We start from the raw sequence: 24888 nt of genomic DNA on the forward strand, positions 1-24888 counted from the left end.
CCGCGTCACCCTCCGCACCGCCGAACCCCTCGCCCTCGACCCCTACGCCACCGCCCGCCACACCGGCTCCTTCCTCATCATCGACCCCGCCGACGGCACCACACTCGCCGCCGGCATGGCCGGAACTGCCGAGTGATCCGTGCGTGAACACACCTTCCGTGTCACGGTCGTCGGGGCCGGTGCGGCCGGCACGCTGACGTCGACGCGGCTGCTGGAGGCGGCGCACGAGGCCGGGGCGCGGGTCGCCCTCACCCTCGTCGACCCCGCGCCCGGAACGGGCCGTGGTGTCGCGTACGCGACACAAGATTCGCGTCATCTTCTCAACGTGCCCGCGGGGCGGATGAGCGGCCACCCGGACCGGCCGGACGACTTCGTCCGCTGGCTCGGCGAGCAGGAGCACCGCACGGCCCGCGCGGGGGAGTTCGCGCCACGGAGCGCGTACGGCGCCTATCTCGCGGCCGGGCTGGACGAGGCGGTGGCGCGGTACGGCGCCGGTGCCGTGCGCCGGGTGCGCGAACGGGCGGTCCGGCTGGCCGGCCCGGACGGGGACGCGACCCAGCGCATCGTCCTGAGCTCGGGCGCTGTCGTCGACGCCGACGCGGTCGTGCTGGCCCTCGGGGCCGGCGCCCCGGGGCTCGGCTGGGTCCCCGGACGCCTCCGCGAACATGAACACTTCGTGTCGGATCCCTGGCGGCCGGGCGCGCTCGACGGCGTCCCCGCCGACGCCGACGTCCTCCTCGTCGGCACCGGACTGACTGCCTGCGACCTGGCGTTGACCCTCGCGCGGCCGGGCCGCACGGTGCACGCCGTGTCACGGCACGGCCTCGTTCCGTACGTCCACGCGGGGAAACCGGCCGCCTCAGGCCCGCTTCCCACCCCTCCCGCCGTCGCCGATCTGGCCGGATTGCGGCGGTGGTTGGCGGTGCGGGCCGCGTACCACCGCCGGGCGCACGGCGACTGGCGGCCAGCCGTCGACGAGCTGCGGCCGCACACCACCGCGCTGTGGCAGGGACTTCCGGCCACCGACCGCGACCGTTTCCTCAGTGAGGACCTGCGGCTGTGGGAGGTGCTGCGGCACCGGCTGCCCCCGCGCACGGCGGCCGCCCTCGACGCGGCCCGGCAGAGCGGTCAAGTGTCCGTCCGGGCAGGGGGTTTGGCGGACGCGGAGCCCTCGCCCGGAGGGGTGCGTGTGAGCTTCACCGACGGGGGTACGGGCTGCTTCGGAGCCGTCGTCAACTGCACCGGAGCGGAAGCCTCCGTACGCAGGTCGGAGGATGTGCTGGTGGGGGACCTGCTCGCCACCGGAACGGCCCGTCCCGGCCCGCATGACCTGGGCTTCGACACCGCTCCGGACGGGCGGCTGGTCGCGGCGGACGGCGGGGCGCGGCGGCTGGTGTGGACGCTGGGCTCCCCGCGCCGCGGCAATCTATGGGAAACCACCGCTATTCCGGAGATCCGTGTGCAGGCCATCCAATTGGCGGATTCCTTGGCAAAAGAGTGCAGCCGGATCATTCGCTGAATACCGCCATTTACATACCCGATTTCTGCCCACGATGGGCCACCGGGTGAGCTTGGTCACGTTCTTCACGGACTCCGGCCGTCCGTCCCCATGAAGTAGATTGACGAACGGTGCTGCGGGGGACACCGCGTTTCTGGGTGCTTTGCGGCCTTGTGACAAAGGCAGAACGAGTGGTCGGCCTCGCGGTGAGCCAATTCTGTTGCACTTGTTGGCGCACCGCCCCTTGGATGGCCACCTCTTTGCCATGGGATTACGTGATCTGGGGGTGCGGGGCGCGGTGGCGATCAAAGTGGTCATCTGTGATGAGACGCCGATCATTCGTAATGGATTGAAAACCTTCCTGGAGGCCGCGCAGGACATCGACGTCGTCGATGTCTCGGACAGTGCGATGAATGCCCTGATGCTGATCCGTACGCACCGGCCCGACGTGGTCGTCACCGGCATCAAGTTCCAGGGGATGTCCGGGATCGAGCTGATCCGCCGGCTCGCCCGGTCCGACGACGACGTGCCGGCCCCGCGCTCCGTGGTGTTCAGCATGGACTGCGCCGACGACGTGATCACCGAGGTGCTGCACGCCGGTGCCAACGGTGTGCTGATCGGGGACGCCAAGCGCGAGGAGGTCGCGAGCGCCGTGCGGACCGTGGCCCGCGGCGGCACCGCCCTGGCCCCCGAGGTCGCGGGCCGGCTCGTCGAGTGGTTCCGCGGCCGTGACCTGCGCCCGGCCGCCGAACTGCGGCCGTCCATAGGCTCGCTCACCTCGCGCGAGCGCCAGGTGCTCACGCTGATCGGCCGGGGGATGTCGATCGACGAGGTGGCGACGGAGCTGTGCATCGGGGTCAGCACGATCCGCACCCACCTGCACCGGCTGCGCAACAAGCTCGACCTCAAGGACCGCGCCCAGCTGGTCTCCTTCGCCTACCGCGCCGGCCTGATGCAGACCCCGGCCGAGGCGTGTTGAGGATTTCTGGACGCTCTTCAGCGGGACGTTGACCCGGGCGACCCCGGGTCGACGGGCGGCCGCCCGGCAGGTCAACCGCCGGGTGGACGCGGCATTACGGCGGCCCTGCCTACGCTCTGGCGATATCACTGCAGCACTGCGGATAAACCAGAGGGCCGATCATGACTGAGGCTGCCGAAGCGGCGCGGGATTCTTGGGCGATCGTCGTCAACCACGAGGAACAGCATTCGATCTGGCCCGCCGGACGAGAACTCCCGGCGGGCTGGCACGAAATCGGATTCACGGGTGACCGGCAGGCGTGTCTGGACCGGATAGCCACCCTGTGGACGGACCTGCGGCCGTTGAGCCTGCGCAGCTGATCCGGCCGTCCGTGGAAAACGCGCAAAGGGTTCGAGAATGACAACGACCGTTGAATCGGCGCACCCGGCCGAATCCGTGCACGCGGCCTTCGAGCGGTGCGCGGCCGCCACCCCGGACGCCGTGGCGATCACGTCGGGCGACACCCGGGTCGGCTACGCCGAGCTCGACGCGCGGGCCAACCGGCTCGCCCGCCACCTGCGTGACCTGGGCGTCGGCGTGGAGAGCCCGGTCGGCGTCTGCGTGGAGCGGTCCGTGGAGACCGTGGTCGCCCTTCTCGCGATCCTCAAGGCGGGCGGCCACTATGTGGCGCTCGACCCCCGCCAGCCGCGCGAGCGCCACGCGACCCTGGTGAAGGAGGCGGGCCTGGAGCTGATCCTCACCCAAGGGCGGCTCCACGGCCAGGTGTCCGGGCTCGCCCGGACCCTCGTCCTCGACGACCCCGCGCTCGACGCGACGGTGCTTTCAAGGCTTCCCACCACCGGCCTCGGCCTGGAGGTGCGGCCCGGCCACGCCGCGTACATCGCGTACACCTCCGGCTCGACCGGCACACCCAAGGGCGCGTGCGTGCCCCATGGCGCGGTGCTCCGCCTCGTCCAGCGGAGCAACTTCCTGACGGCCGGGCCCGACGACGCCTTCCTGATGTTCGCGCCGCTCGCCTTCGACGCGTCGACGCTGGAGATCTGGGCGCCCCTGCTCAACGGCTCCCGGCTGGCCGTCCTGCCGCCCGGGGAGCCCTCGCTCGACGAGCTCGCCGAGGCGGTCGTACAGGAGGGCGTCACCGTCCTGTGGCTCACCGCCGGGCTCTTCCACCAGATGGCCGAGGGGCCCGTCGCCCGGCTGACCACCGTCCGGCAGCTGCTCGCGGGCGGGGACGTCCTCTCGCCGCACCACGTCGACCGGACGTTCGCCGCGCTGCCCGGCATCCGGATCGTCAACGGCTACGGACCCACCGAGAACACCACGTTCACCTGCTGCCACATCATGGACGGGCCGGTCGGCGACGGGCCCGTGCCCATCGGGCTGCCCGTCACCGGCACCACCGTGCACGTCCTCGACGAGCGGCTGCGGGAGGTGCCCGCGGGCGAGACCGGTGAGCTCTACGCCGGTGGCGCGGGAGTGGCCCGCGGCTACGTGGGACGCCCCGGCCTCACCGCCGAACGCTTCCTGCCCGACCCGCACGCGGCCGAGCCCGGCGGGCGGATGTACCGCACCGGCGACCTGGTACGCCGCCGCGCCGACGGCGTGGTGGAATTCCTCGGCCGGATCGACAACCAGGTGAAGGTGCGGGGCTTCCGCATCGAACCCGGAGAGATCGAGACGGCGTTGGTGGCCCACCAGGGCGTCAAGGACGCCGCCGTCGTGGTCCACACCCACCCGGAGTCCGGCAAGCGCCTGGTGGCCTTCTACGTCGCCGACGACAGCGTTCCGCCCACCGCCCTGCGCGAAGCCGTCGCCGCCGCGCTGCCGCCCTACATGGTCCCCTCGCTCCTCGCCCGCGTCGACGCCCTGCCGCTCACCCGCAACGGCAAGGTCGACCGGGCCGCCCTGGAGGCCCGCGAGGTCCGTGAACGGCCGCGGACCAACGCCGACTTCCGGGCGCCCGCGACCCCGCTGGAACGCGAACTCGCCGCGCTGTGGGCCGGTCTCATGGGACTGGACGAGGTCGGCGCCGACGACGACTTCTTCGAGCTGGGCGGCCACTCCCTGATGGTCACCCGGATCGTCGCCCACGTCGCGGAGCGGCACGAAGTGGAGCTCCGGCCCCGCGACCTCTACCTGAGCGCGACCGTCGCCGAACTCGCCCAGATCATCGAGGAGTCGGCGGGCTGAACTCGCCCCGCACCGCCCGCGACCGCCCCCGACATGAGGTGAAGGATGACTGCCGACCGACGTCCCTCGAAATGGCTGCTGCGCCGCCCGGAGGGCGACAGCCCCGCGCGCCTCTTCTGCTTCCCCTACGCGGGCGTCGGCGCTTCCATGTACGCCAGGTGGCCGCGGACCGTCGGGCCCGCCGAGGTGTGCCTCGTCCAGCTGCCGGGCCGCGAGAACCGGCTGCGGGAGCCGCACTTCGGCACGTACGAGGAGCTCATGGAAGGGCTGCTGGAAGGGCTCGCACCGCATCTGGACCGGCCGTTCGCCTTCTTCGGGCACTGCAGCGGCGCCCTGCCCGCCTTCGCCGCCGCGGCCGAGCTGGCCCGGCGCGGTGAGCGCGTCCCCGGCCGGCTCTTCCTCTCCTCCCAGGTGGCCCCCCACGAGGGCCCGTACGGGCGGCTGCTCGACCTCGCGCACGACGAGCTCGCCGGGGAGCTGATCACCCTGACCCGGGCCATGGGCGGCGAGCCGCACCCCGATCTCATCGACCTCGGCGTGGACGTCCTGTCCGCCGACATCGAGGCCAACCGGCGCTACCGGCTCGACGCGCCGCTGCGGTTGCCCACCAAGCTCACCACCGTCGGGTGGCGGGAGGACGACGTCATCCCCGCCGCGCTGACCGCCGGCTGGCGCGCGTACGCCCCCGAGGGCGACACCCGCGAAGTCCTCCTGGACGGCGGCCACTACGCCTTCCTGGACGCACCGGCCGCCCTCGTCGCCGAGCTGGCCGCGGACCTGGACGCTCTCGTGGCGCAGCAGACGGAGGCCGGACGCGCATGAGCACCGTGGAGACACCGGACGTCGTCGCGCTCACGCAGCGGCTGATCCGCTTCGACACCACCAACCCGCCCGGCGACGAGGCCGCCTGCGTGCGGTACGTGGAGCGACTGCTCTCCGCCGCCGGACTGGAGACCCGGCTGCTCGGCCGCGAGCCCGCCCGGCCCAACCTCATCGCCCGGCTGCCCGGCCGGGGCGAGGCGCCGCCGCTGCTGCTGCACGCCCACGTCGACGTGGTGCCCACCGAGAACCAGCGGTGGACCCGCCCGCCCTTCGGCGGCGAGCTCGTCGACGGCGAGGTGTGGGGGCGCGGCGCCGTCGACATGAAGGGCCAGCTGGCCATGATGCTCACGGCCCTGCTGCGGCTGCGGGCCACCGGCACCCCGCCCGCGGGGGACGTCGTCCTCGCCGTCGTCTGCGACGAGGAGGCGGGCAGCGCGGCGGGCGCGAAGTTCCTCGTGAACGAGCACCCCGAGCTGTTCGCCGGAGTGCGCTACGCCATCGGCGAGGACGGCGGCGCGAGCCTGGACCTCGGCGGCCGGGTGCGCTTCCACCCCATCGTGGTCGCCGAGAAGCGGGCCGTGTGGGTGCGGGCCGTGCTGCGCGGCACCGCGGGGCACGCCTCCCGCGTCACCGGCGGCACCGGTGCCGCCCACAAGCTGACCCGGCTGCTCACCGCCATCGACGGCGGCGGGCTCGGCACCGTGCTCACCCCGGCCGTCGACACCATGCTCGGCGAGCTCGCCCGCGTGCTGCCCAAGGACGGCAGCCGCCGGATCGCGGCCTTCCGCGCCGACCCGTCCGACACCTCCGCGCTGGACGGCTTCGACGAGCGCGACATCCGCTACCTGAGCTCGGTCGTGCAGCACACCGTCAACGCCACGGTGATCCGCGGTGGCACCAAGACGAACGTGCTGCCGAGCGAGATCTCCGTGGAGCTCGACGGGCGGGTGCTGCCCGGCGACTTCGACACCCCCGGCTTCCTCGCCGGACTGCGCGCCAAGTCCGGTGTCGAGATGGACCTGGAGGTCCTCGTCGAGGGCGAGCAGATGCCGCAGCCGAGGCTGGGGGCGTTCTACGAGCGGCTCGCCGCGGTGCTGCGCGAACAGGACCCCGGTGGCGTGCCGATCCCCATGGTCACCACCGCCTCCACCGACGCGCGGCTCTTCCCGCAGCTGGGCATCGAGACCTACGGCTGGCTGCCGCTGCGGCAGTCCACGGGCGTCTCCTACCGCGACATGCTGCACGTCGCGGACGAGCGCATCGCGGTCGCGGACCTGGAATTCGGCGCCCACTGCTTCCACGAGCTGCTGCGTGACCATGAGTGAGGCGCACACGGCCGTGGCCGTCGACGTGACACCGCTGCCCTCCGGCCGCGCGGCGGCCGCCCGCTGGGCGGGCCCGGTCGCGGGGCTGACCCGGGCCGCGTACGCGCTCTCCGACCCCTACCCCGGCCTGCCGGTCCCCGACGGCGCGCGGGAGACCGAGGCCGGTGTCCTGCGCGCCATCGCGCGCGGCAGCCAGGTGTGGCTGGCCACCGGCCCGGACGGGCGGCCCGCCGGCGCCCTGCGCGTCACCGACCACGGCGCGGCGGGCTGGGAGGTCCACCGCGTCTCGGTCGACCCCGCGCGGCAGGGCCAGGGCATCGCCCGGAGCATGCTGGCGGCCGTCGAGGAGGCTGCCCTGGCCCGCGGTGTGCCACGGCTGTGGCTCGACGCCGTCGTGGAGCGCTGCCTGCCCGCCGTCTACGGCCGGATGGGCTTCCGGGCCGTACGCCACTGGTCCGCCGCCGACAAGCCGCTGTCCGAGACCACGCTGGAACGCGTCCCCGGCGCACCGTGCCACACCGGATCCCTGCCCCTGGTCGACGAGCCGCTGGGGCCGTCCTCCCTCGCGCTCGCCTGGCTGCCCGCGGACGGCCGGCTGCTCGCCGTGCTCGAAGCGGGCGGGCGTCCGTCGGAGCTGCTGGCGAGGGCCTGCGCCCGCACCGGCGCCGAGGGCGCGGCCGGTCTCGACGTCTGGCCCGACGCCGGTCCGGAGGGCCGGTCCCGGCTGGCCGTGTGGCTGCCGGAGGCCGGTGCCGTCGCCGGGGGCCACGGGGTCTTCTCCTTCCCCGGCGGCCGGGAGCGCGTGGCCGCCCACCTCATGCCGCGCACCCTCCACCCCGGGCTGCGGGCCGTCCTGCGGCTCGCCCCGGGCCGGACGCACCGGCCGTCGCCGGCCGCACCCCCCGCTCACGGAACCGTTGGAGCAAGCCCGAGTTGAGAACACAGACCGCACACACGACGCCCACGCGCCTGGACCTGACGGCGTTCGCCAACAACACCGGCATCACCACCGAGGACCGGCTGTCCGACGGCGCGTTCAACATCTGGGGCAACACCTTCCCGGCCGAGGAGCTGCCCTCCGGCGGCGAGATCACCGTCGACGGCATCCCCTTCCGCTTCCCCGCGCCGGCCGCGGGCGCGCCGGACAACGTCCGCTGCGCCGGCCAGTTCCTGGAGCTGCCCGCCGGGCGCTACGACTGGATCCACGTCCTCGCTGCCGCCGAGCGGCGCACCGAGGACTTCGTCCAACTGCACTACGCGGACGGCTCGGTGGACCCGGAGTGGCTGCGGGTCTCCGACTTCTGGCCGGAGACGGCGGCCCGTTTCGGCGAGAGCGCCGCGTTCTCCTGCACGCGGCTGCACTACCCCCGGCACGTCCAGCGCTCCATGGGGCCGACCATCTGGCGGCAGCGCGTACCCGTGACCCGGCAGCGGGAGCTGACGGCCCTCACCCTGCCCGACAACCCCGCGATCCACGTGTTCGCGATGACCCTCGCGCCCACCACACCGCCGGAGGCCGCGCAGTGACGACCCTCATCGACAACGTGCACAGCTGGCGCCACGATCTGGCCGGCTGTCTGCACGCCTGCATGGCGACCCTCCTGCGGCACCGAGGCGTGGCCCCGCTGGAGACCCTGGGCGCCGCCTGGCGCTTTCGCCATCTGCCCGGTGACATACGGCGCGAGGAGTACTTCTACCCCTGCGCGGCCGGTGAGTCGCTGCTGGGCGCGCTGGCTCCGTACCACCCGGTGCGCTCCGTGTGGCACAGCCCGGCCGACGCCGCCGAAGGCTGGACACGGGTGCGGGCCGAGGTCGAGGCCGGGCGTCCGGTGGCCGTCGCGGTGGACAACTTCGAGCTGCCCTTCCGCCCCGCCTACAAGGACGTGCACTCCAACCACATGGTGATCGTGCACGGCTTCGACGAGGAGGCGGGCACCGTCCACGTGCTCGACGCCGTACCGCCGCACTTCCACGGTGACATCACCCTGCGGCAGCTGACCGCCTCCCGCGACTCGGGGAACGCGGCCGTGCACGACCGGGACATGTTCTTCACGGATGTGCGGATAGGCAACCGCTGGCTGTCCGTCGAACTCGACGCGAACCCCGAGGACTTCCCGGCGTTCGACCGGGCGCACATCCGGGACGTCGTCGAACGCAACCTGCGCGGCTATCACGAGCCGGCCCAGGGTGACGGTTACGCGGGCCTCGACGGGCTCACCGCGTTCTTCGCCGACATGGGCAAGCGGCTCACGGCCGGCGAGAGCGTACGCGACGAGCTGTTCGTCGTCGCGGGCGCGGCCCTGGCCAACACGGCCGTCCACGCCGACTGGCTGGCCCTGGCCGGGCGCACGCTCGGCCACCCGGGCCTGGCCGAGCAGGGCCGGGCCGTCGAGCGGATCGCCCACCACTGGTCCGCGATCCGGATCATGGCGGCGCTCACGCGGTCCGAGGGGCTCGGCGCGGCGCGCTTCACCAGGCGCGCCCACACCCTCCTGAAGGACCTGGAACAGGTGCTGGCAGGACTCGCACACGAAGGAGCGGAACTGTAATGGCTGTTGCCGGTTCTGGTTCGGGCGCCACCAGGTCGCCCGACAAGCTCGCCATGCGGGGCGGCGCCCGGTCCGTCCCGCGCTCCCTGCGCATCCCCGCCTGGCCGCGGGTGACCGAGGCCGACGAGGCGGCGGTCATGCGGGCGGTGGCCAGCGGCCGCTTCACCTCGGCGTCCTCCGGCGAGCAGGAGATCGAGTCGCTGGAGCGCGAGTGGGCCGCGGCGGTCGGCACCAAGCACTGCGTCATGGTGAGCAACGGCACCGCCGCGATCTCCGTGGCGCTGGGCGCCCTCGACATCCAGCCGGGCGACGAGGTGATCGTGCCCGCGCTCAGCTTCCTCGCCTCCGCCGTCGCGCCGCTGCACATCCTCGCGGTGCCCGTCTTCGTCGACATCGACCCGCGGACCTTCAACGTCACGCCCGAGGCCGTCGAGGCCGCGATCACCCCGCGCACCCGCGCCATCGTGGTCGTCCACCTGCACGGCCTGCCGGTCGACATGACGGAGATCCTCGCGGTCGCCGGCAAGCACGGCATCCCCGTCGTCGAGGACGCCGCCCAGGCGCACGGCGCGGTCTACCAGGGACGTACGGTCGGCTCGCTGGGCGCGATCAACACCTTCAGCCTCAACGTCAGCAAGAACCTCGCCACCTGCGGCGAGGGCGGTCTCATCACCACCGACGACGACCAACTGGCCCGCCGGGCGCTGATGCTGCGGCAGTTCGGGGAGCTCATCCCCAAGCAGGGCGAGCGCTCCTACGTGGCCCACACGCTCGGCTTCAACCACAAGCCGAACGCCATCCAGGCGGCCTTCACCCGCAGCCAGCTGGAGCGCCTCCCCGAGGAGGCCAAGATCCGGGACGAGAACGTCCGGTACTTCCTGGAGCGGCTCTCCGCCCTGCCCGGCCTGCTCACCCCGCACGTCCCCGAGGACCGCACGCACGCCTGGCACATCCTGCGCTTCCGCGTCGACCCGGCCGCGCTCGGCCTCGGCCCCGCGCTCGCCGGCCCGCTGCGCGCCTCGCTGATGCGCGCCCTGCGCGCCGAGGGCGTGCCCGCCGGGCACTACCAGCTGATGTCGCTGCCGCAGCAGCGCGTCTTCCAGGAACAGCTCGGCTACGGCGGCTACCCGTGGCGGCTTCCCGGCGTCCCGCCGCGGCGCTACCGCGCCGAGGACCAGCCGACCACGCTGGCCGTCATCGACGACTCCTTCACCATCCAGAAGGCCCACCTGTCGCCCGGCGCCCGGCCGCTGCTGTCCGCCTACGCGGACGCCTTCGAGAAGGTCTGGAAGCACCGCGAGGTGTGGACGCGCCACGCCACCTCCATGGACCACCGCCCGCCGTGGGACAAGGCCGCGGAGATCGCCGAGGCCGAGCGTTCGGAGGCGGACGCGTGAGCGCCACGGACCCCGTACGGGACGGGCTCGCCGCCATCTGGCAGGACGTCTTCAAGGTCACCGCCGACGAGATCGACCCCGACGAGGGCTTCTTCGAGCTCGGCGGCACGTCCCTTCAGGCGGTGCAGCTGATGACCCGCGTCGAGGAGGACTTCGGCGTGCGGATCCCGCTGCCGGTGATCTTCACGGAGGGAAGCCCGGCGGGCCTCGCCGCGATCGTCGAGGAGGAGCTGCTGTCCGGCGCGGACGCGCTCACCGACGAGGAGGCACTGCGCCTTCTCCAGGAACACGAGGAAGCCGGCGGGGAACACCGCTGACCGCCACCGCAGGCCGACGGGTACAGCCGACGAGTACAGAGGTTGACGAGGGACATGGCTGAGACAGAGCGAGGCACCGGACAGGGTCTCTCCGACGTCAAGCGCAAGCTGCTGGAGATGAAGCTGCGGCAGAAGCGCGCGGAGAAGGCCGAGCGCGACCGGATCGTCGCGGTAGGCCGGGAAGGCAAGCTGGCCGTCTCGGAGCAGCAGCGCTATCTGTGGTTCCTCCACCAGGTCGCGCCGGAGCGCCCGGTGTACAACGTGCCGTTCGCCCTGCGGCTGCGCGGCGCGCTCGACACCGCCGCGCTCACGGCCGCGCTGGGTGCCCTGGTCGCCCGGCACGAGAGCCTGCGCACCCGCTTCGGCAGTGAGCGCGGCGTGCCCTTCCAGACGGTGGCGGAACCGGGCCCCTGGCCGCTGCCGGTCACCGACCTCGGGGAGGACGGGCACCGGCTACGGGAGATCCTCGACGAGGAGGCCGGGCGCCCCTTCGACCTGGAGACGGGGCCGGTCTTCCGCTCGTCGCTCTTCCGCGTCGCCGCCGACGACCACGTCCTGCTGCTCGTCATGCACCACATCGTCACCGACGGCTGGTCCGTCGGCCGGGTGACGGAGGAGCTCGCCGCGCTGTACGAGGCGGAGCGCACCGGCAGCCCGGCGCGACTGCCGGAACTGCCCGTGCAGCCCGCCGACTTCGCCGCCTGGCAGCAGCGCTGGCTCACCAGCGACGCGCTCACCGAGCAGGTCACCTACTGGCGGAAGGCACTCGACGGCCTGCCGACCGTGGACTTCCCCGCCGACCGGGCCCGCCCGGCACAGCCCACCTGGGCCGGAGCCGTCCTGGAGCGCGACCTCCCGGCGGAGCTCGGGGAACGGCTGCGCGCGTTCGCCGGCGAACAGCGCGTCTCGCTGCTGTCGGTGCTGCTGTCCGCCTTCGCCGTCGTCCTCGGCCGCTACACCGGCCAGGAAGAGCTGTCCCTCGGCTCCGTCTTCAGCGGCCGTACGCGGCCCGAGACCGACCCGCTCGTCGGCTTCTTCGCCAACACCCTCGTGCTGCGCCCGGACCTCACGGGCAACCCCGCCTTCACCGAGCTGGTGGCCCGCTCCAACAGCGGTGTCCTCGGCGCCCTGGAGCACCAGGACATCCCCTTCGGGACCCTCGTGCAGGAGCTGCGCCCGGAGCGCGACCCCAGCCGCAACCCGCTCTTCCAGATCAGCTTCACGCTGCTCACCGGGACGATCGTGGGCACCTTCGCGTTCGGCGGCCTGGAGGTCGAGGAACTGCCCGTGCAGCAGGGCAGTTCGCGCTTCGACCTCGCCTTCCAGGTCATCGACCGGCCGGGCAGCGAGCTGGGCATCTGGATCGAGTTCTCCACCGACCTCTTCGAGCGCGAGCGCATGGAGCGGCTCGTCGAGCACTTCCACAGTGTGCTCGCGCAGGCCGTGGCCGCGCCGGACACCCGCGTCGACGGCTTCGAGGTGCTGCCCGCGCACGAGCGGGACCTCGTCCTGCGCGAGTGGAACCCCGCGCCGCGCCCCCGGCCCACGGAAGGCGCGCTGCTGCACGAACTCGTCGCCCGGCACGCCGCCGAGCGGCCCGGCGCCGTCGCCATGCGGTTCGAGGGCGAGCAGCTCGGCCACGGGGAGCTCGACGCCCGCGCCAACCGGCTCGCGCACCTGCTGCGCGAGCGCTGGGGCACAGGCCCCGACCAGGTCGTCGGCGTCCTCCTCGACCGCGGACTCGACCTCCCGGTCGCCCAGCTCGCGGTCCTCAAGGCCGGTGGCGCCTGGCTGCCGATCGACCCGCAGTACCCCGCCGACCGCATCGCTCACCAGCTCGCCGACGCGGGCGTGCGCACCGTACTGACGAGCAAGGACCTGGCCCACCTGGTGCCCGGCCCCGTCGACCACTGGTGCATGGACGACGCGGCGGGGGAGCTCGCGGAACTGCCCGCTGACGCACCGGCCGTCGACGTCCGCCCCGACCACCTCGCGTACGTCATCTACACCTCCGGCTCCACCGGCAGGCCCAAGGGCGTGCTGATCTCCCACCGGTCGGCGGTGGGCTTCGTGGAGGGCGTCCGCGAACTGTTCCGGATCACCCCGGACGACCGGCTGCTCCAGTTCGCCAACCCCGCCTTCGACGTCAGCGTCTTCGACTTCTACGCGGCACTCGGCTCCGGCGCGGCCGTCATCGGCGCCCCGCGCGAGCGACTGCTCGACCCCGACGCCCTCCAGGAACTGCTGCGCGCGGAGCGGGTGACGGTCGCCGACGTGCCCCCGGCCGTGCTGCGGCTGCTCGACCCCGCGCCGCTGAACGACCTGCGGGTGCTCTTCGTGGGCCTGGAGGCGTTCCCCGCGGAGCTCGTCAACCGCTGGAGCGCGCCCGGCCGGGACTTCCACAACGGCTACGGCCCGACCGAGGCCACCGTCGCCTGCGTCGACTACCTCTGCCCACCCGGGGGCCTCACCGCCGCGCCGCCGATCGGCCGCGCCATGGCGGGCCACCGGGCGTACGTCCTGGACGCCGCCTTCCGGCCGGTGCCGGTCGGCGTGCCGGGCGAGCTGTACGTGGCCGGCACCGGGCTCGCACGCGGCTATCTGGGCCGCCCCGACCTCACCGCGGAACGCTTCCTGCCGGACCCCTTCGCGCAGGCACCGGGCGAGCGGATGTACCGCACCGGCGACGTGGTCCGCTGGCGGTCCGACGGCAATCTGGAGTTCCTCGGCCGCGCCGACCGCCAGGTGAAGATCCGCGGCCTGCGCATCGAACTGGGCGAGGTCGAGCACGCGCTCACCGGCCTGCCCGCCGTGCGCCAGGGCGTCGTCGTGGTGCAGGACCAGGGCACCCCGCACGCCCGCCTGGTCGCCTATGTGGTGCTCGAGCCGGACAGCGCGCCCGGCCTCGACGGCGAACGCGTCCGCCAGGACGTCGCCGGCCGGCTGCCGCTGCACATGGTGCCCGCGGTCGTCGTCCCGCTGGACGCCCTGCCGCTCACCGCCAACGGCAAGGTCGACCAGAAGCGGCTGCCGCTGCCGGAGGCACAGGGCGAGCAGGGGCGCACCCCGCCCGCGACGCCCACCGAGCGCAAGCTCGCCGCCCTGTGGGCCTCCCTGCTCGGCGTCGACGGCGACCGACTCAGCGTCTACGACAGCTTCTTCGGCCTCGGCGGCAACTCGCTGAACCTGATCCGCCTGACCACCGCCGTCAAGCAGGAGTTCGGCGTCACCCTGGAGGTGCGCCGCCTCTACCTCGCGCCGACCGTGCGGGGTGTCGCGGCACTGATCGACGAGCACACCGCGCCCGCCGCCGAGAGCCCGGACATCCTCGTACCCCTCAACCCCGAAGGCTCGCGCCCGGCGTTCTTCTGCGTCCACCCGGCGGGCGGCGCGGCGGTGCCCTACATCCCGCTGGCCCGGCTGCTCGGCGACGACCAGCCGTTCCACGGCCTGGAGGCGCCCGGTCTCCACGGCGGCCCGACCCCGGACACGCTGGCGGAGTTCGCCGCGCTGTACGTCGCGGCCGTCCGCGAGGCCCAGCCGGAGGGCCCGTACCACCTGGGCGGCTGGTCCGTCGGCGGTGCCGTCGCGGCCGAGATGGCCGCGCAACTGCGGGACGCTGGGCAGGAGATCGGCGCGCTGATCCTCTTCGACACCGCCACTCCGGGCGAGGGCTCGCGCGACGGCGGGGGCGCGCCGGACCACGCCGAGCGCCTGGCCTCCTTCGTACACGACCTGGCCCACCTGCGCGAGCGGCCGGTGCCCGACGTCGGCCTCGCGCACCTGCGCACGCTCACCGACGACGAGCGGACGGACCACGTGGTGCGCCTGCTGGAGGAGAGCGACCTGGTACCCGAGGGCGTACGGGACGAACTGCGCGCCCGCGTCGGGGTGTTCCTGGCCACCACCGAGGCCGTACGCACCCACGTGCCGCGTCCCGTCGACGCCCGCGTCACCCTCCTCCGCGCGGCCGAGGAGGACAACGTCCCGGTCGCGCTGTGGCGCGAGCTCGCCGGGCGCGGCGCCGACCACGTAGAGGTCCCCGGCACCCACTACACGATGCTCCAGCCGCCCCACGTCGAGGAACTGGCCCGCGCGGTGCGGCGGGCGCTCGACGCGGCGGCGGGCTGAGCGGAGCGGATCTCGGGCAGCCGGCCGGGCAGCCCGCCGAGCGGGACGCCGGGAAATCTTCGATCAGTCTTCGAGCAGCCTTCGAACAAGAGGAGCGGAACGGTGGAGTTGGAGCCGACGGCACAGCAGCGGGAGTTCCGCGAGCGGATCTGCGCGCTGCTGTGCTCGGAGGAGGTCCGTGCCGAGGTCGCGGCGGTCCGCGGCGCGCGGGGCGTGGAGCCGGGGCTGCTCGACGTCTACCGCAGGCTGGGCGAACGCGGCTGGCTCGCGGTCAACTGGCCGCAGGAGTACGGCGGGCTGGGCGGCACCCTCCAGGACAAGGCGATCCTCACGGAGGAGCTCATCGCCCACGGTGTGCCCGACATCGTGCACACACTGAGCATCGACATCGTCGGCCTGGCCCTGATGATGTACGGCACGGACAGCCAGAAGAGCCGGCTCCTGCCGAGGATCGCCCGGGGCGAGGGCGCCGCGAGCATCCTCTTCAGCGAGCCCGCCGTGGGCTCCGACCTGGCGTCGCTCCAGACCCGTGCCGAGCCGGACGGCGACGGCTGGCGGATCCACGGGCGCAAGGTCTACAGCATGAAGTCGCACCTCGCCGACTTCGCGCTGTGCGCGGCTCGCACGAGCGAGTCCGAGGTGAAGTACCACGGCATCACGCTGTTCGCCGTGCCGCTGAAGACACCGGGCGTCCTGGTGGACCCGCTGTGGAACCTCGGCGACGAGCGGTTCGGCGACGTCACCCTCACCGGCATCAGGGTCACCGAGGACGACGTCGTCGGCGAGGTCGACGGCGGCTGGGAGGTCATCAACAGCGTCCTCGGACTGGAGCGCACGGGCGTCGAGTTCGAGGCCAAGGCGTGCCGCTGGTTCGACGCGCTGCTGCGGCACGCGGCCGGCACGGGGCTGCTCGACCACCCGGTGCACGGGCCGCGGCTGGTGGAGCTCGACTCCTGGGTACGGGCCGCCCGGCTGCTCGCCTGGCGCTCGGTCACCGAGCTCGGCGAGGGCGCGAGCGACGACGTGCACAACGCCATGTCCAAGCTGATCACTTCGGAGGTCGCCCAGGACGTGGCACAGGCCCACCTGGACCTCACCGGGCTGGAGGGCGCGCTCACCCGCCACGACGAGGGAGCGGTGACGGAGGGCACGGGCGAGGCCGCCTACCGCGAGGCGGTGGGCCTCACGCTCGCGTCGGGCACGTCGGAGGTGATGCGGTCGCTGATCGCGTCGACGGGGCTGGGCCTGCTGGCGTGAGGGCGAGGTGTCTCGACAGCCTGGCGGGTCCGAGGCCGCATCCACATCGGCATCAGCCGCATCCAGCCCGTCCGGCGTTCGAGGACGCTCCCGGACTTCTTCCGCGGGGCACCGAGGGCGCTTTACGCCGCAGGCGCGAACCGGCCCGCAGCCGGGGGCCTGGGGCACGCGCCCCCACGCGGCTGAGCCGCACCTCAGATGCGGCGGGAAGGGACGGGGCCGGGGAAAACCCCGCCGGCCGGCCAGAACGTACGGAGGACCACCCACATGAAGATCACCCTGAGCCCCGGTCAGCGGACACTCGAAGCCCGACTCGGCGAGTTCCTCGACGAAGAGCTCACCCCCTTGGTGCGCCGCATGGCAGACCGCTCCCCCCGCACGAGCACCGAGGACGACGCCGACATCCGCGCCATGGTCCACCAGGCGCTCACCGACCTGGGCCTGTCCGCCCTGTCGCTCCCAGAGGCGCTGGGCGGCCGGGAGCGCCCCCAGGAAGCCTGGGCGGTCGCCGCTGAGCAGCTGGGGGCCGCCCTGTACCAGGGGCCGCTGCTGGACACGGTGACCGCCGCCGAGCTCCTGGCGCGTACGGACGCGAACGGCGTGCGGGACGAGCTCCTGCCGGCCGTCGCCGGCGGCATCCGGATCGCGCTGGCAGCGCGCGAGCACGGCACCGGCACGACCGCCGTCCCGGCCCCGCTGACCGTCGGCCAGGACCGGAAGTCGGTCACCGGCACCCGGACGTTCGTCGGCTTCGTGCCGGAGGCGGACCTTCTCCTGGTGGTCGGCCACGAGGGCAGCACGGTGCGCGTCGCGCTCGTACGGCCGGACGCGCCCGGAGTGACCGCCCGGCGCCACGAGGAGCTGGGGCGGGGCGAGCTGTACGCGGTCGCCTTCGACGGTGCCCCTGTCGACAGTTGGCTGGAAACGGACGCCGGTGCCTCCCTCGCGGAGGACTGGCGGACGGTGCTCGACGCCGCTCGCGTCCGGCAGGCCGCGTATCTCGTCGGACTCGGCCGGGGCGCTCTCGACCTGGCGGTCTCCTACGCGAAGTCCCGCAAGCAGTTCGGGAAGCCCTTGGGCCACCAACAGGTGATCGCGCTGCGGCTGGCCGATCTCACCGCCCGCCTCGACGCCGTACGACTGGTCGTCCGGGCCGCCGCGTGGGCGGCGGACCGGCGCACGGGCGCGGTCCGGCTGGAGGCGGCGCAGGCGCTGGCCATGGCGGCCGAAACCGCGCGCAAGATCACCGCGGAGGTCATGCAGGTGCACGGTGCGTACGGGATGACGGAAGACAGCGACGCTCAACTGTTCTATCGTCGCGCCGCGGTGGAGTCTCTCCGCCTGGGGTCACCCGCTGAGCTGCGCGGCGAGGTGGTCCCGCTGCTCAAGGACCGGCTGACCGGCCTGGGGCATCCGCAGTCTGCATGAATTCCCCAGGTGGCTATGTGGAGGGAGGTGGACCCGTTGGAGGAGCCCGTATGCAGCGGGACCAAGGAGCCCGGTGCGGCGGACGAACGCGTCGGCACGCGTGAGCCGGTGGCGGCAGGGGCCGACGGCGGGGACACCGGGGCCGGGGGCCGGGGCACGCACCGTACGGAGTTCTGGGCGGGTGCGCGGGCCATGACCCCGTTCATGATCGGCGCGTTCCCCATGGGCATCATCGCCGGAGCCGCCGGGATCGCCGGGGGCATCGGCTGGGCGGGAACCGTCGCCATGGCCGCCGCCGTCAACTCCGGCACCGCGATGCTCGCCGGCCAGCAGCTGCTCCGCGACGGGGTGGGCTGGCCGATCATCCTTCTCACCACCCTGGTGCTGAGCCTGCGGATGATGATCTACGCGATCATGCTCCGGCCGCACATGCGCGAGCTGCCGCAGCGCTGGCGGGCGCTGCTGGCCTTCGGGCTGGTCGACGCGGTCTTCTTCGTCGTCGTCGACAAGTTCAAGACGCTGACCGGCATCCGGGACCGGCAGTGGTACTTCCTCGGCGCGTCGATGGCGATGTTCGCCAACTGGATCACGTCCCTCGTCCTGGGCATGATTCTCGGCTCGGCCGTGCCGGACATCGCCCACCAGGGCCTCGAATTCCCCATGACGGCGATCTTCATCGCCATGATGGCGGGCGCGATGGTCAACTGGAAGGTGTGGGCCGCGGTGCTGGGCGCCGGGGCGCTCGCCCTTGCCGCGCACCCCCTGCCGTACAACCTCGGACTCGTCGTCGCCACGCTCGGCGGCGCGGCGATCGGCGCGGGCTGCGACACCTGGGAGAAGAAGCGCGCGAAGTCCACGGAGGCGGCCTGATGTTCCTGACCCTGCTCATCATCGGCATGGCCGCCTGCGCCTTCGCGACGCGCTATCTGCCCATCGTGCTGTTCCAGGACCGCGAACTGCCGGACGCGGTGAAGACCGCGCTGAACTACGTGCCGGGAGCGGTGCTCGCGGCCCTGGTCTTCCCCGAGGTCGTCACGCCCATGTACGAGGGCGGCGGGGAATGGGCGGTCCCGACGCTGGTCGGCGGCATCGTCACCCTGATCGCGGGCCGCCTGATCAAGAACTTCCTGGCGGTGGCGGCGATCGGTGTGGTGACGTTCTTCGTCCTGCGGCAGCTGCTGGGCGCTTAGGCGGTGTCCCCGGGAGCCGGACCGGCCGGCCGCGGCGGACGAGGGTGCGCAGGCGAGCCCGTCCGGCGGCTGAGGGCACGACAGGCCACCCCCGCACCCGCTGTCCGCCGAAAAGGACGCGACTGACCACCGAAAAGGACCCGCATGCCACCCCGCCTCGCCGTCGTCCACGACAACGGCTCCGTGACCCCGCTCCAGCTCGCCGCGGCCGCCGCCGGCCACTGCGAACTTCTCCTCCTCTGCGACCTGTCCGTACCCGCCGTCGCCAAGGACCTCCCGCTGCTGCGGGAGATCGGCACCATGGTGGAGTTCGACGCCGGTGCGCCCCTGGCCGAGGCCACGGCCCGGCGGCTGGAAGCCCTCGGCCCGGCCGGGATCACGACCTTCAGCGACCGCGCGCTGGAGGCCACCGCGGCGCTCGCGGAGCGTCTGGGCCTTGCCTTCCACTCCCCGGCCACGGCCGCCGCCCTGGCCGACAAGCACCTCCAGCGTGCCACCCTCGCCGCCGCGGGAGTGCCCGCGCTGCCCCGCTACGCCGCCGTCTCCGCGCCCGGGGACGCCGCCGAGGCGGCAGCGGCCGTGGGCGCCCCCGCCGTCGTCAAGCCGCGACAGGGCGCGGGCAGCCGCAACACCGTCCTCGCGTGGACTGTCGCGGACTGCGTCCGCACGGTGAAGGAGCTGCTGGCGTCGGGCGAGAGCGAGTTGGTGCTGGAGGAGTATCTCGTCGGCGACCCGGCCGTCGCCGGCCCGCGGTGGGGTGACTATGTCTCGGTGGAGTCGGTGGCCGTGGGCGGCAGGATCGTCCAGGTGGGCATCACGGGCAAGCCGCCCCTGCTGGACCCCTTCCGTGAGACCGGCGCCTTCTTCCCCAGCAACGTCGACGCCGCCACGGCCGCCCGGCTCGCCGAATCCACCGAACAGGCGCTGCGCGCGCTGGGGGTGACGTCCGGCATCGCCCACACCGAGTTCAAGCTCACCGCCGACGGCCCGCGCCTGATCGAGGTCAACGGCAGGCTGGGCGGTTTCATCGACGACACCGTCGGCAGGGCGACGGGGTTCCCGATGCTCCGTACCGCCCTCGACTGCGCCCTGGGACGGCTCCCCGCGGACCTCACCGCACCAGTGCACCAACGCATCGCCTTCCAGCGCTTCTTCGCCCCGCCGCTCGACGCCCGCGCGATCGTCTCCATGACGGGCGTCAAGGAAACGAAGGCCCTGCCGGGCGTCCGGCGCGTCGAGGTCGTCCGCCGCCCGGGGCAGGTGGTCGACTGGCGTGAGGGCACCCAGGCGTTCGCCGCCATCGTCTACGGTGAGGCCCCCGACCACGCGGTGCTGGCGGAGCTCTTCGACGCGATCGACAAGACGCTGGTGGTCACGTACGACCGCGGGTCCGGCTGACGCGGCGCCGGGGGCGCGCCACCCGACAGGAACGGGCACAGGAAGTCGGGTGCGGCAGGCCGCGGCCCTCCTAGCGTGAAGGTCGTAAGAGAGAAGGAGACCGGAGTGCTGGAGCAGCTCAACCAGGCCCTGGAGCACGTAGAGGGCCGCCTCGACCAGCGGATCGAGGGAGCGGAGCTGGCGCGGCTCGCGATGACGTCGGAGCACCACTTCCGCCGGATGTTCTCCGCGCTGGCGGGGATGCCGCTGTCGGAGTACGTACGGCGCCGGCGGCTGACCGTCGCGGGAGCCGAAGTGCTCGCGGGGGAGCGGACGCTGCTGGAGATCGCGGTGCGCTACGGCTACACCTCGGGTGAGGCGTTCGCCCGCGCGTTCCGCGCCATGCACGGCGTCGGGCCCGGCGAGGCGCGCCGCACGGGTGCGGCGCTGCGCTCACAGCCCCGGATGTCCTTCCGGCTCGTCGTCGAAGGAAGCAGCAGCATGCGATACCGGATCGTGGAGAAGGAAGAGTTCCGTGTGGTCGGCAGGAAGGCCCGGGTGCCTCTTGTGTACGAGGGGGTGAACCCGGCCATCGCCGCGTTCATCAAGGGCATCGACAAGGAGACGCACCGGCGCATCCACTGCCTGTCCGACCAGCAGCCGGAGGGGATCGTCTCGGTCAGCGACCAGCTGTCCGAGGGCCGGGAGGAAGGATCCGAATTCGACTACTACCACGGCGCGGTGACGGGCGCGCCCACGCCCGAGGACATGGACGAGCTCGCCGTCCCGGCGGGCACGTGGGCCGTCTTCGAGGACTCGGGTCCCTTCCCGCAGTCGCTCCAGCACATGTGGCGGGACGTGTTCACGCAGTGGTTCCCCTCCAACCCGTACCGGAGCCGGCGGGGCCCCGAGATCCTGCGCACGCGGCTGTCGCAGGAGGGGACGCGGGCGGACGTGGAGCTGTGGATACCGGTGGAGCGCGACTGAGCGCGCACCCGCGGTAGGGCCCACCAGACGGGCACCGCGCCTGCCGGCCAGGCAGGGCGGTGCCTTTCCGCGTCGCGGTGCCTTTCTGCGTTGCGGAACCGTCGGTGCCACAACTTGGTGCCACGATGGCTCGCCATGGCGCCATCGGTGTGCCATAATGGTGCCATGGACCTCACGCCCTACGTCGACAACCTCCGGAACGAGCTCGCGGTCGCCGCGGACGCCGGTGGCGAGGAAGCCCGAGCCCTCGCCGACCGGCTCACCACGCCCCTGGAGTCCGCCGCCCGGCTGATGCTGCTGAACGCGCTGTCCGCCGCGATGGCGGAGGTCACCGGAGATCTCGCGCCCGGCTCGGTCGACGTCCGGCTGCGGGGCCTCGACCCCGAGTTCGTGGTCACGGCCCCGCCCGCGCAGGAGCCGTACGAGCGGGCAGGCGAGCCGGCGGCCGCACCCGCGCCGGCCGCGGTCCCGGAGGGGGACGACGGCGCCACCGCGCGGATCAACTTCCGCCTCCCCGCGCACCTGAAGGCGAAGGCCGAGGAGGCCGCGGGCAAGGAGGGCCTCTCGGTCAACGCCTGGCTCGTACGGGCCGTGGCCACCGCCCTGGAGCCGGGCGGAAGGGCCCGCCCCGCCGCCCGCGGCCGCGCCGTGGGCGGCCAGGGATACACGGGCTGGGTCCGCTAGCCGGACCGGCACGGAGCACCACCTCTCACCACCCCCGCGAGCCGCGGGGCCACCACCCCCGCCGACCGCGGGGACGCACACGAGCCACGAGGACGGGACAGCCATGCCAACTTTCGACACCCCTGACCCCATCGCCGTCATCCTCGAATTCGATGTCGGCATCGCCCGGATCATCGCGGGCAAGCGCACGGACACCGTCGTCGAGGTGCTGCCGGCCAACTCCGCCAAGGACGACGACGTACGGGTCGCCCAGCAGACCAAAGTCACCTTCGCGGGCGGCAAGTTGCTGGTGAAGGGCCCCAGGAAGCGCACCGTGTTCGGCAGGAGCGGGGCGATCGAGCTGACCGTCGAGCTGCCGGCCGGATCGCACGTCCAGGGCTTCGCGCCCATGGCGGACCTCATCTGCGAGGGCGCCTTCGGGGACTGCCGGCTCAAGACCTCGCTCGGTGACATCCAGGTCGACCAGGCGGCCACCGTCAACCTCAGGACCAGCCACGGCGACATCCGCGTGGCCCGCGTGACGGGTGACGCCGACATCGTCGGCGCGGGCCGGATCGAGATCGGTGAGATCGCCGGCGCGGCCTCGGTCAAGAACGGCAACGGCGACACGGAGATCGGCGAGATCGCCGGAGACCTGGTGGCGCGCTCGGCCAACGGCACCATCTCGGTCGGCGTCGCACAGGGCGGGGTCGAGGCCAAGTCCGCCAACGGCGCCATCCACGTCGGCGAGGTGGCGCGCGGGAAGGTCACGCTCCAGGGCTCCACCGGCGACCTCGAGGTCGGTATCCGGCGGACCACCGCGGCCTGGCTCGACGTGAGCACCGGCGCCGGCACCGTGCGCAACTCCCTCGGCCCGGCCGAAGGCCCCGAGGACGGCGAGGAGACCGTCGAGGTGCACGCCCGCACCTCCGTCGGCGACATCGTGATCCACCGCGCCTGACCACCCGGCGCGCCCTCCCGGGGGCCGCTCCCGGCCCCCTTCCCACAGAAGGGATCCGACAGCCATGACGCCTCCTGCGGCGATCACCGCCACGGGACTGGTGAAGTCCTACGGCGACAAGAAAGTGCTCGACGGCAGCGACCTGAGCATCGCCGAGGGCACGGTCTTCGCCCTCCTCGGCCCCAACGGCGCGGGCAAGACCACCACCGTGCAGATCCTCTCCACGCTCATCCCCGCCGACGCCGGCGAGGCGTACGTCGCGGGATGCCACCTGACCCGCGAGGCGGACGCCGTGCGCACCGCGATCGGCGTCACCGGCCAGTTCTCCGCGGTGGACAACCTGCTCACCGCCGAGGAGAACCTGGCCCTCATGGCGGACCTGCACCACCTGGACCGCCGCGAGGGCCGGCGGCGCGCCGCCGAACTGCTGCGCCGCTTCGACCTGACCGACGTGGCCAGGAAGACCGCGAGCACCTTCTCGGGCGGCATGCGGCGCAAGCTCGACCTCGCCATGACGCTGGTCGGCGACCCGCGGGTCATCTTCCTCGACGAGCCGACCACCGGGCTCGACCCGCGCAGCCGGCGCACGATGTGGGAGATCATCCGCGGCCTGGTCACCGACGAGGGCGTGACCATCTTCCTGACGACGCAGTATCTGGAGGAGGCCGACCAACTCGCCGACCGCATCGCCGTCCTGGACCACGGGCACCTCGTCGCCGAGGGCACCGCGGAAGAGCTCAAGCGCCGGATCCCCGGCGGCCACATCCAGCTGCGGTTCGCCGACCTCGGCGGACTCGACGCCGCGGCCACCCGCTTCGGTGCCGTGACGCGCGACGACGAGACGCTCACCCTGCGCGTCCCCAGCGACGGCAGCGTCCTCACGCTGCGCGCCGTCCTCGATGTCCTGGAGGCCGCCTCGATCGAGGCGGAGTCGCTCACCATGCACACCCCCGACCTCGACGACGTCTTCCTGACCCTGACCGGCAACTCCGCCAAGGAGGCGGTCCGATGAGCACGATCTCCTACGCCGTCAGCGACTCGATGACGATGCTGCGGCGCAACCTCAAGCACGCCCTGCGCTACCCCGCCATGACGGTCTCGGTCGTCGCGATGCCCGTGGTCATGCTGCTGCTCTTCAACTACGTCTTCGGGGGCGCGCTCGGCGACGGCATAGGCGGTACCCCCTCCGGCGGCAGCGCGTACATCGACTACGTCGCTCCCGGGATCATCCTGATGGCCGCGACCTCCGGGGCCATGGCCACGGCGGTCGGCGTGTCCGTCGACATGACCGAGGGCATCGTCAACCGCTTCCGCACGATGGCGATCTCCCGCGCGTCATTCCTGACCGGGCATGTCGTCGGCAGCGTGATCCAGACCCTGGTCAGTGTCGCCGCCGTCATAGGCGTCGCGCTGCTCATGGGCTTCCGCCCCAGCGCGGGGCCGGCCGAGTGGGCCGCCGCCGCCGGCCTGCTCACCCTGCTCATGTTCGCGCTCACCTGGCTGGCGGCCGCGATCGGCCTGGTCGCCAGGAACCCCGAGACGGCCAGCAACATCCCGCTGCCGTTCCAGTTCCTCCCCTTCGTGGGCAGTGCCATCGTCCCGCCGGAGTCCATGCCCACGGGGCTGCGCTGGTTCGCCGAGTACCAGCCGTTCACGCCCATCATCGAGACGCTGCGCGGCCTGCTGATGGGCACGCACATAGGCAACAGCGGTATCGCGGCCGTCGCGTGGTGCCTCGGTCTGACGGCGGTCGGCTACTGGTGGGCGCGTTCGGTGTTCCGCCGGGTCAAGTGACCCGCAGGGGTGGAAAGGACCGT

23 protein-coding genes are annotated in these 24888 nt (G+C 72.9%); all 23 read left to right on the forward strand.

From position 1 onward, the window contains the following. Positions 1 to 136: elongation factor 1-alpha C-terminal domain-related protein (locus ACZ4A5_RS26970; protein WP_467589636.1), on the forward strand; the 136-nt coding region annotated here is incomplete at its 5' end. A 3-nt stretch (positions 137 to 139) separates the two neighbouring features. Further along, positions 140 to 1519, forward strand: coding sequence for an FAD/NAD(P)-binding protein (locus ACZ4A5_RS26975; RefSeq protein WP_467589520.1), 1380 nt, complete (start codon positions 140 to 142; stop codon positions 1517 to 1519). Between the two features lie 244 nt (positions 1520 to 1763). Further along, positions 1764 to 2477 carry a response regulator gene (locus ACZ4A5_RS26980; RefSeq protein ID WP_467589523.1) on the forward strand — a complete coding sequence of 238 codons (714 nt, stop codon included), beginning with the start codon at positions 1764 to 1766 and terminating at the stop codon, positions 2475 to 2477. 161 nt (positions 2478 to 2638) lie between these two features. Continuing rightward, positions 2639 to 2836, forward strand: coding sequence for an MbtH family protein (locus ACZ4A5_RS26985; protein WP_467589526.1), 198 nt, complete (start codon positions 2639 to 2641; stop codon positions 2834 to 2836). Between the two features lie 37 nt (positions 2837 to 2873). Further along, positions 2874 to 4667 carry an amino acid adenylation domain-containing protein gene (locus ACZ4A5_RS26990; RefSeq protein ID WP_467589529.1) on the forward strand — a complete coding sequence of 598 codons (1794 nt, stop codon included), beginning with the start codon at positions 2874 to 2876 and terminating at the stop codon, positions 4665 to 4667. A gap of 45 nt (positions 4668 to 4712) precedes the next feature. After that, positions 4713 to 5489: a thioesterase II family protein gene (locus ACZ4A5_RS26995; protein ID WP_467589532.1), complete on the forward strand. Its 777-nt coding sequence runs from the start codon at positions 4713 to 4715 to the stop codon at positions 5487 to 5489. Further along, the gene (locus ACZ4A5_RS27000) at positions 5486 to 6814 is read left to right on the forward strand and encodes a M20/M25/M40 family metallo-hydrolase (protein ID WP_467589535.1); all 1329 of its coding nucleotides are present in this window, start codon (positions 5486 to 5488) and stop codon (positions 6812 to 6814) included. The genes ACZ4A5_RS26995 and ACZ4A5_RS27000 overlap by 4 nt, the downstream gene beginning before the upstream one ends. After that, positions 6807 to 7751, forward strand: a complete 945-nt coding sequence (locus ACZ4A5_RS27005; protein ID WP_467589538.1) for a GNAT family N-acetyltransferase — start codon at positions 6807 to 6809, stop codon at positions 7749 to 7751. The genes ACZ4A5_RS27000 and ACZ4A5_RS27005 overlap by 8 nt, the downstream gene beginning before the upstream one ends. Beyond that, positions 7748 to 8341 (forward strand): hypothetical protein, encoded by a 594-nt coding sequence (locus ACZ4A5_RS27010; RefSeq protein WP_467589541.1) that lies wholly within the window; start codon positions 7748 to 7750, stop codon positions 8339 to 8341. Before ACZ4A5_RS27005 ends, ACZ4A5_RS27010 begins: the two co-directional genes overlap by 4 nt. After that, complete coding sequence (locus tag ACZ4A5_RS27015) at positions 8338 to 9363, forward strand: BtrH N-terminal domain-containing protein (RefSeq protein WP_467589544.1); 1026 nt, start codon at positions 8338 to 8340, stop codon at positions 9361 to 9363. The genes ACZ4A5_RS27010 and ACZ4A5_RS27015 overlap by 4 nt, the downstream gene beginning before the upstream one ends. After that, complete coding sequence (locus ACZ4A5_RS27020) at positions 9363 to 10760, forward strand: DegT/DnrJ/EryC1/StrS family aminotransferase (RefSeq protein WP_467589547.1); 1398 nt, start codon at positions 9363 to 9365, stop codon at positions 10758 to 10760. The genes ACZ4A5_RS27015 and ACZ4A5_RS27020 overlap by 1 nt, the downstream gene beginning before the upstream one ends. Then, positions 10757 to 11077 (forward strand): acyl carrier protein, encoded by a 321-nt coding sequence (locus ACZ4A5_RS27025; RefSeq protein WP_467589549.1) that lies wholly within the window; start codon positions 10757 to 10759, stop codon positions 11075 to 11077. The genes ACZ4A5_RS27020 and ACZ4A5_RS27025 overlap by 4 nt, the downstream gene beginning before the upstream one ends. A gap of 54 nt (positions 11078 to 11131) precedes the next feature. Further along, complete coding sequence (locus tag ACZ4A5_RS27030) at positions 11132 to 15208, forward strand: non-ribosomal peptide synthetase (protein WP_467589552.1); 4077 nt, start codon at positions 11132 to 11134, stop codon at positions 15206 to 15208. Positions 15209 to 15310: 102 nt separating this feature from the next. Further along, positions 15311 to 16465, forward strand: a complete 1155-nt coding sequence (locus tag ACZ4A5_RS27035; RefSeq protein WP_467589556.1) for an acyl-CoA dehydrogenase family protein — start codon at positions 15311 to 15313, stop codon at positions 16463 to 16465. A gap of 267 nt (positions 16466 to 16732) precedes the next feature. Then, a complete protein-coding gene (locus ACZ4A5_RS27040; RefSeq protein ID WP_467589558.1) occupies positions 16733 to 17893 on the forward strand; it encodes an acyl-CoA dehydrogenase family protein in 1161 nt (386 codons plus the stop codon). 36 nt (positions 17894 to 17929) lie between these two features. Continuing rightward, positions 17930 to 18763: an AzlC family ABC transporter permease gene (locus tag ACZ4A5_RS27045; protein WP_467589561.1), complete on the forward strand. Its 834-nt coding sequence runs from the start codon at positions 17930 to 17932 to the stop codon at positions 18761 to 18763. Continuing rightward, positions 18763 to 19083, forward strand: coding sequence for an AzlD domain-containing protein (locus ACZ4A5_RS27050; RefSeq protein WP_467589565.1), 321 nt, complete (start codon positions 18763 to 18765; stop codon positions 19081 to 19083). Before ACZ4A5_RS27045 ends, ACZ4A5_RS27050 begins: the two co-directional genes overlap by 1 nt. Positions 19084 to 19227: 144 nt before the next feature. Beyond that, complete coding sequence (locus ACZ4A5_RS27055; protein WP_467589568.1) at positions 19228 to 20481, forward strand: ATP-grasp domain-containing protein; 1254 nt, start codon at positions 19228 to 19230, stop codon at positions 20479 to 20481. A gap of 105 nt (positions 20482 to 20586) precedes the next feature. Beyond that, entirely contained in the window at positions 20587 to 21447 is an 861-nt protein-coding gene (locus tag ACZ4A5_RS27060; protein WP_467589640.1) for an AraC family transcriptional regulator, read from the forward strand. Between the two features lie 165 nt (positions 21448 to 21612). Beyond that, the gene (locus tag ACZ4A5_RS27065) at positions 21613 to 22131 is read left to right on the forward strand and encodes a toxin-antitoxin system HicB family antitoxin (RefSeq protein WP_467589571.1); all 519 of its coding nucleotides are present in this window, start codon (positions 21613 to 21615) and stop codon (positions 22129 to 22131) included. Positions 22132 to 22234: 103 nt separating this feature from the next. Beyond that, positions 22235 to 23071, forward strand: a complete 837-nt coding sequence (locus ACZ4A5_RS27070; RefSeq protein ID WP_467589573.1) for a DUF4097 family beta strand repeat-containing protein — start codon at positions 22235 to 22237, stop codon at positions 23069 to 23071. 64 nt (positions 23072 to 23135) lie between these two features. Continuing rightward, a complete protein-coding gene (locus tag ACZ4A5_RS27075; RefSeq protein WP_467589576.1) occupies positions 23136 to 24083 on the forward strand; it encodes an ATP-binding cassette domain-containing protein in 948 nt (315 codons plus the stop codon). Continuing rightward, positions 24080 to 24865, forward strand: coding sequence for an ABC transporter permease (locus tag ACZ4A5_RS27080; RefSeq protein WP_467589579.1), 786 nt, complete (start codon positions 24080 to 24082; stop codon positions 24863 to 24865). The genes ACZ4A5_RS27075 and ACZ4A5_RS27080 overlap by 4 nt, the downstream gene beginning before the upstream one ends. Positions 24866 to 24888: the final 23 nt, after the last annotated feature.

It is taken from the genome of Streptomyces sp. NPDC025618 (assembly GCF_055558795.1).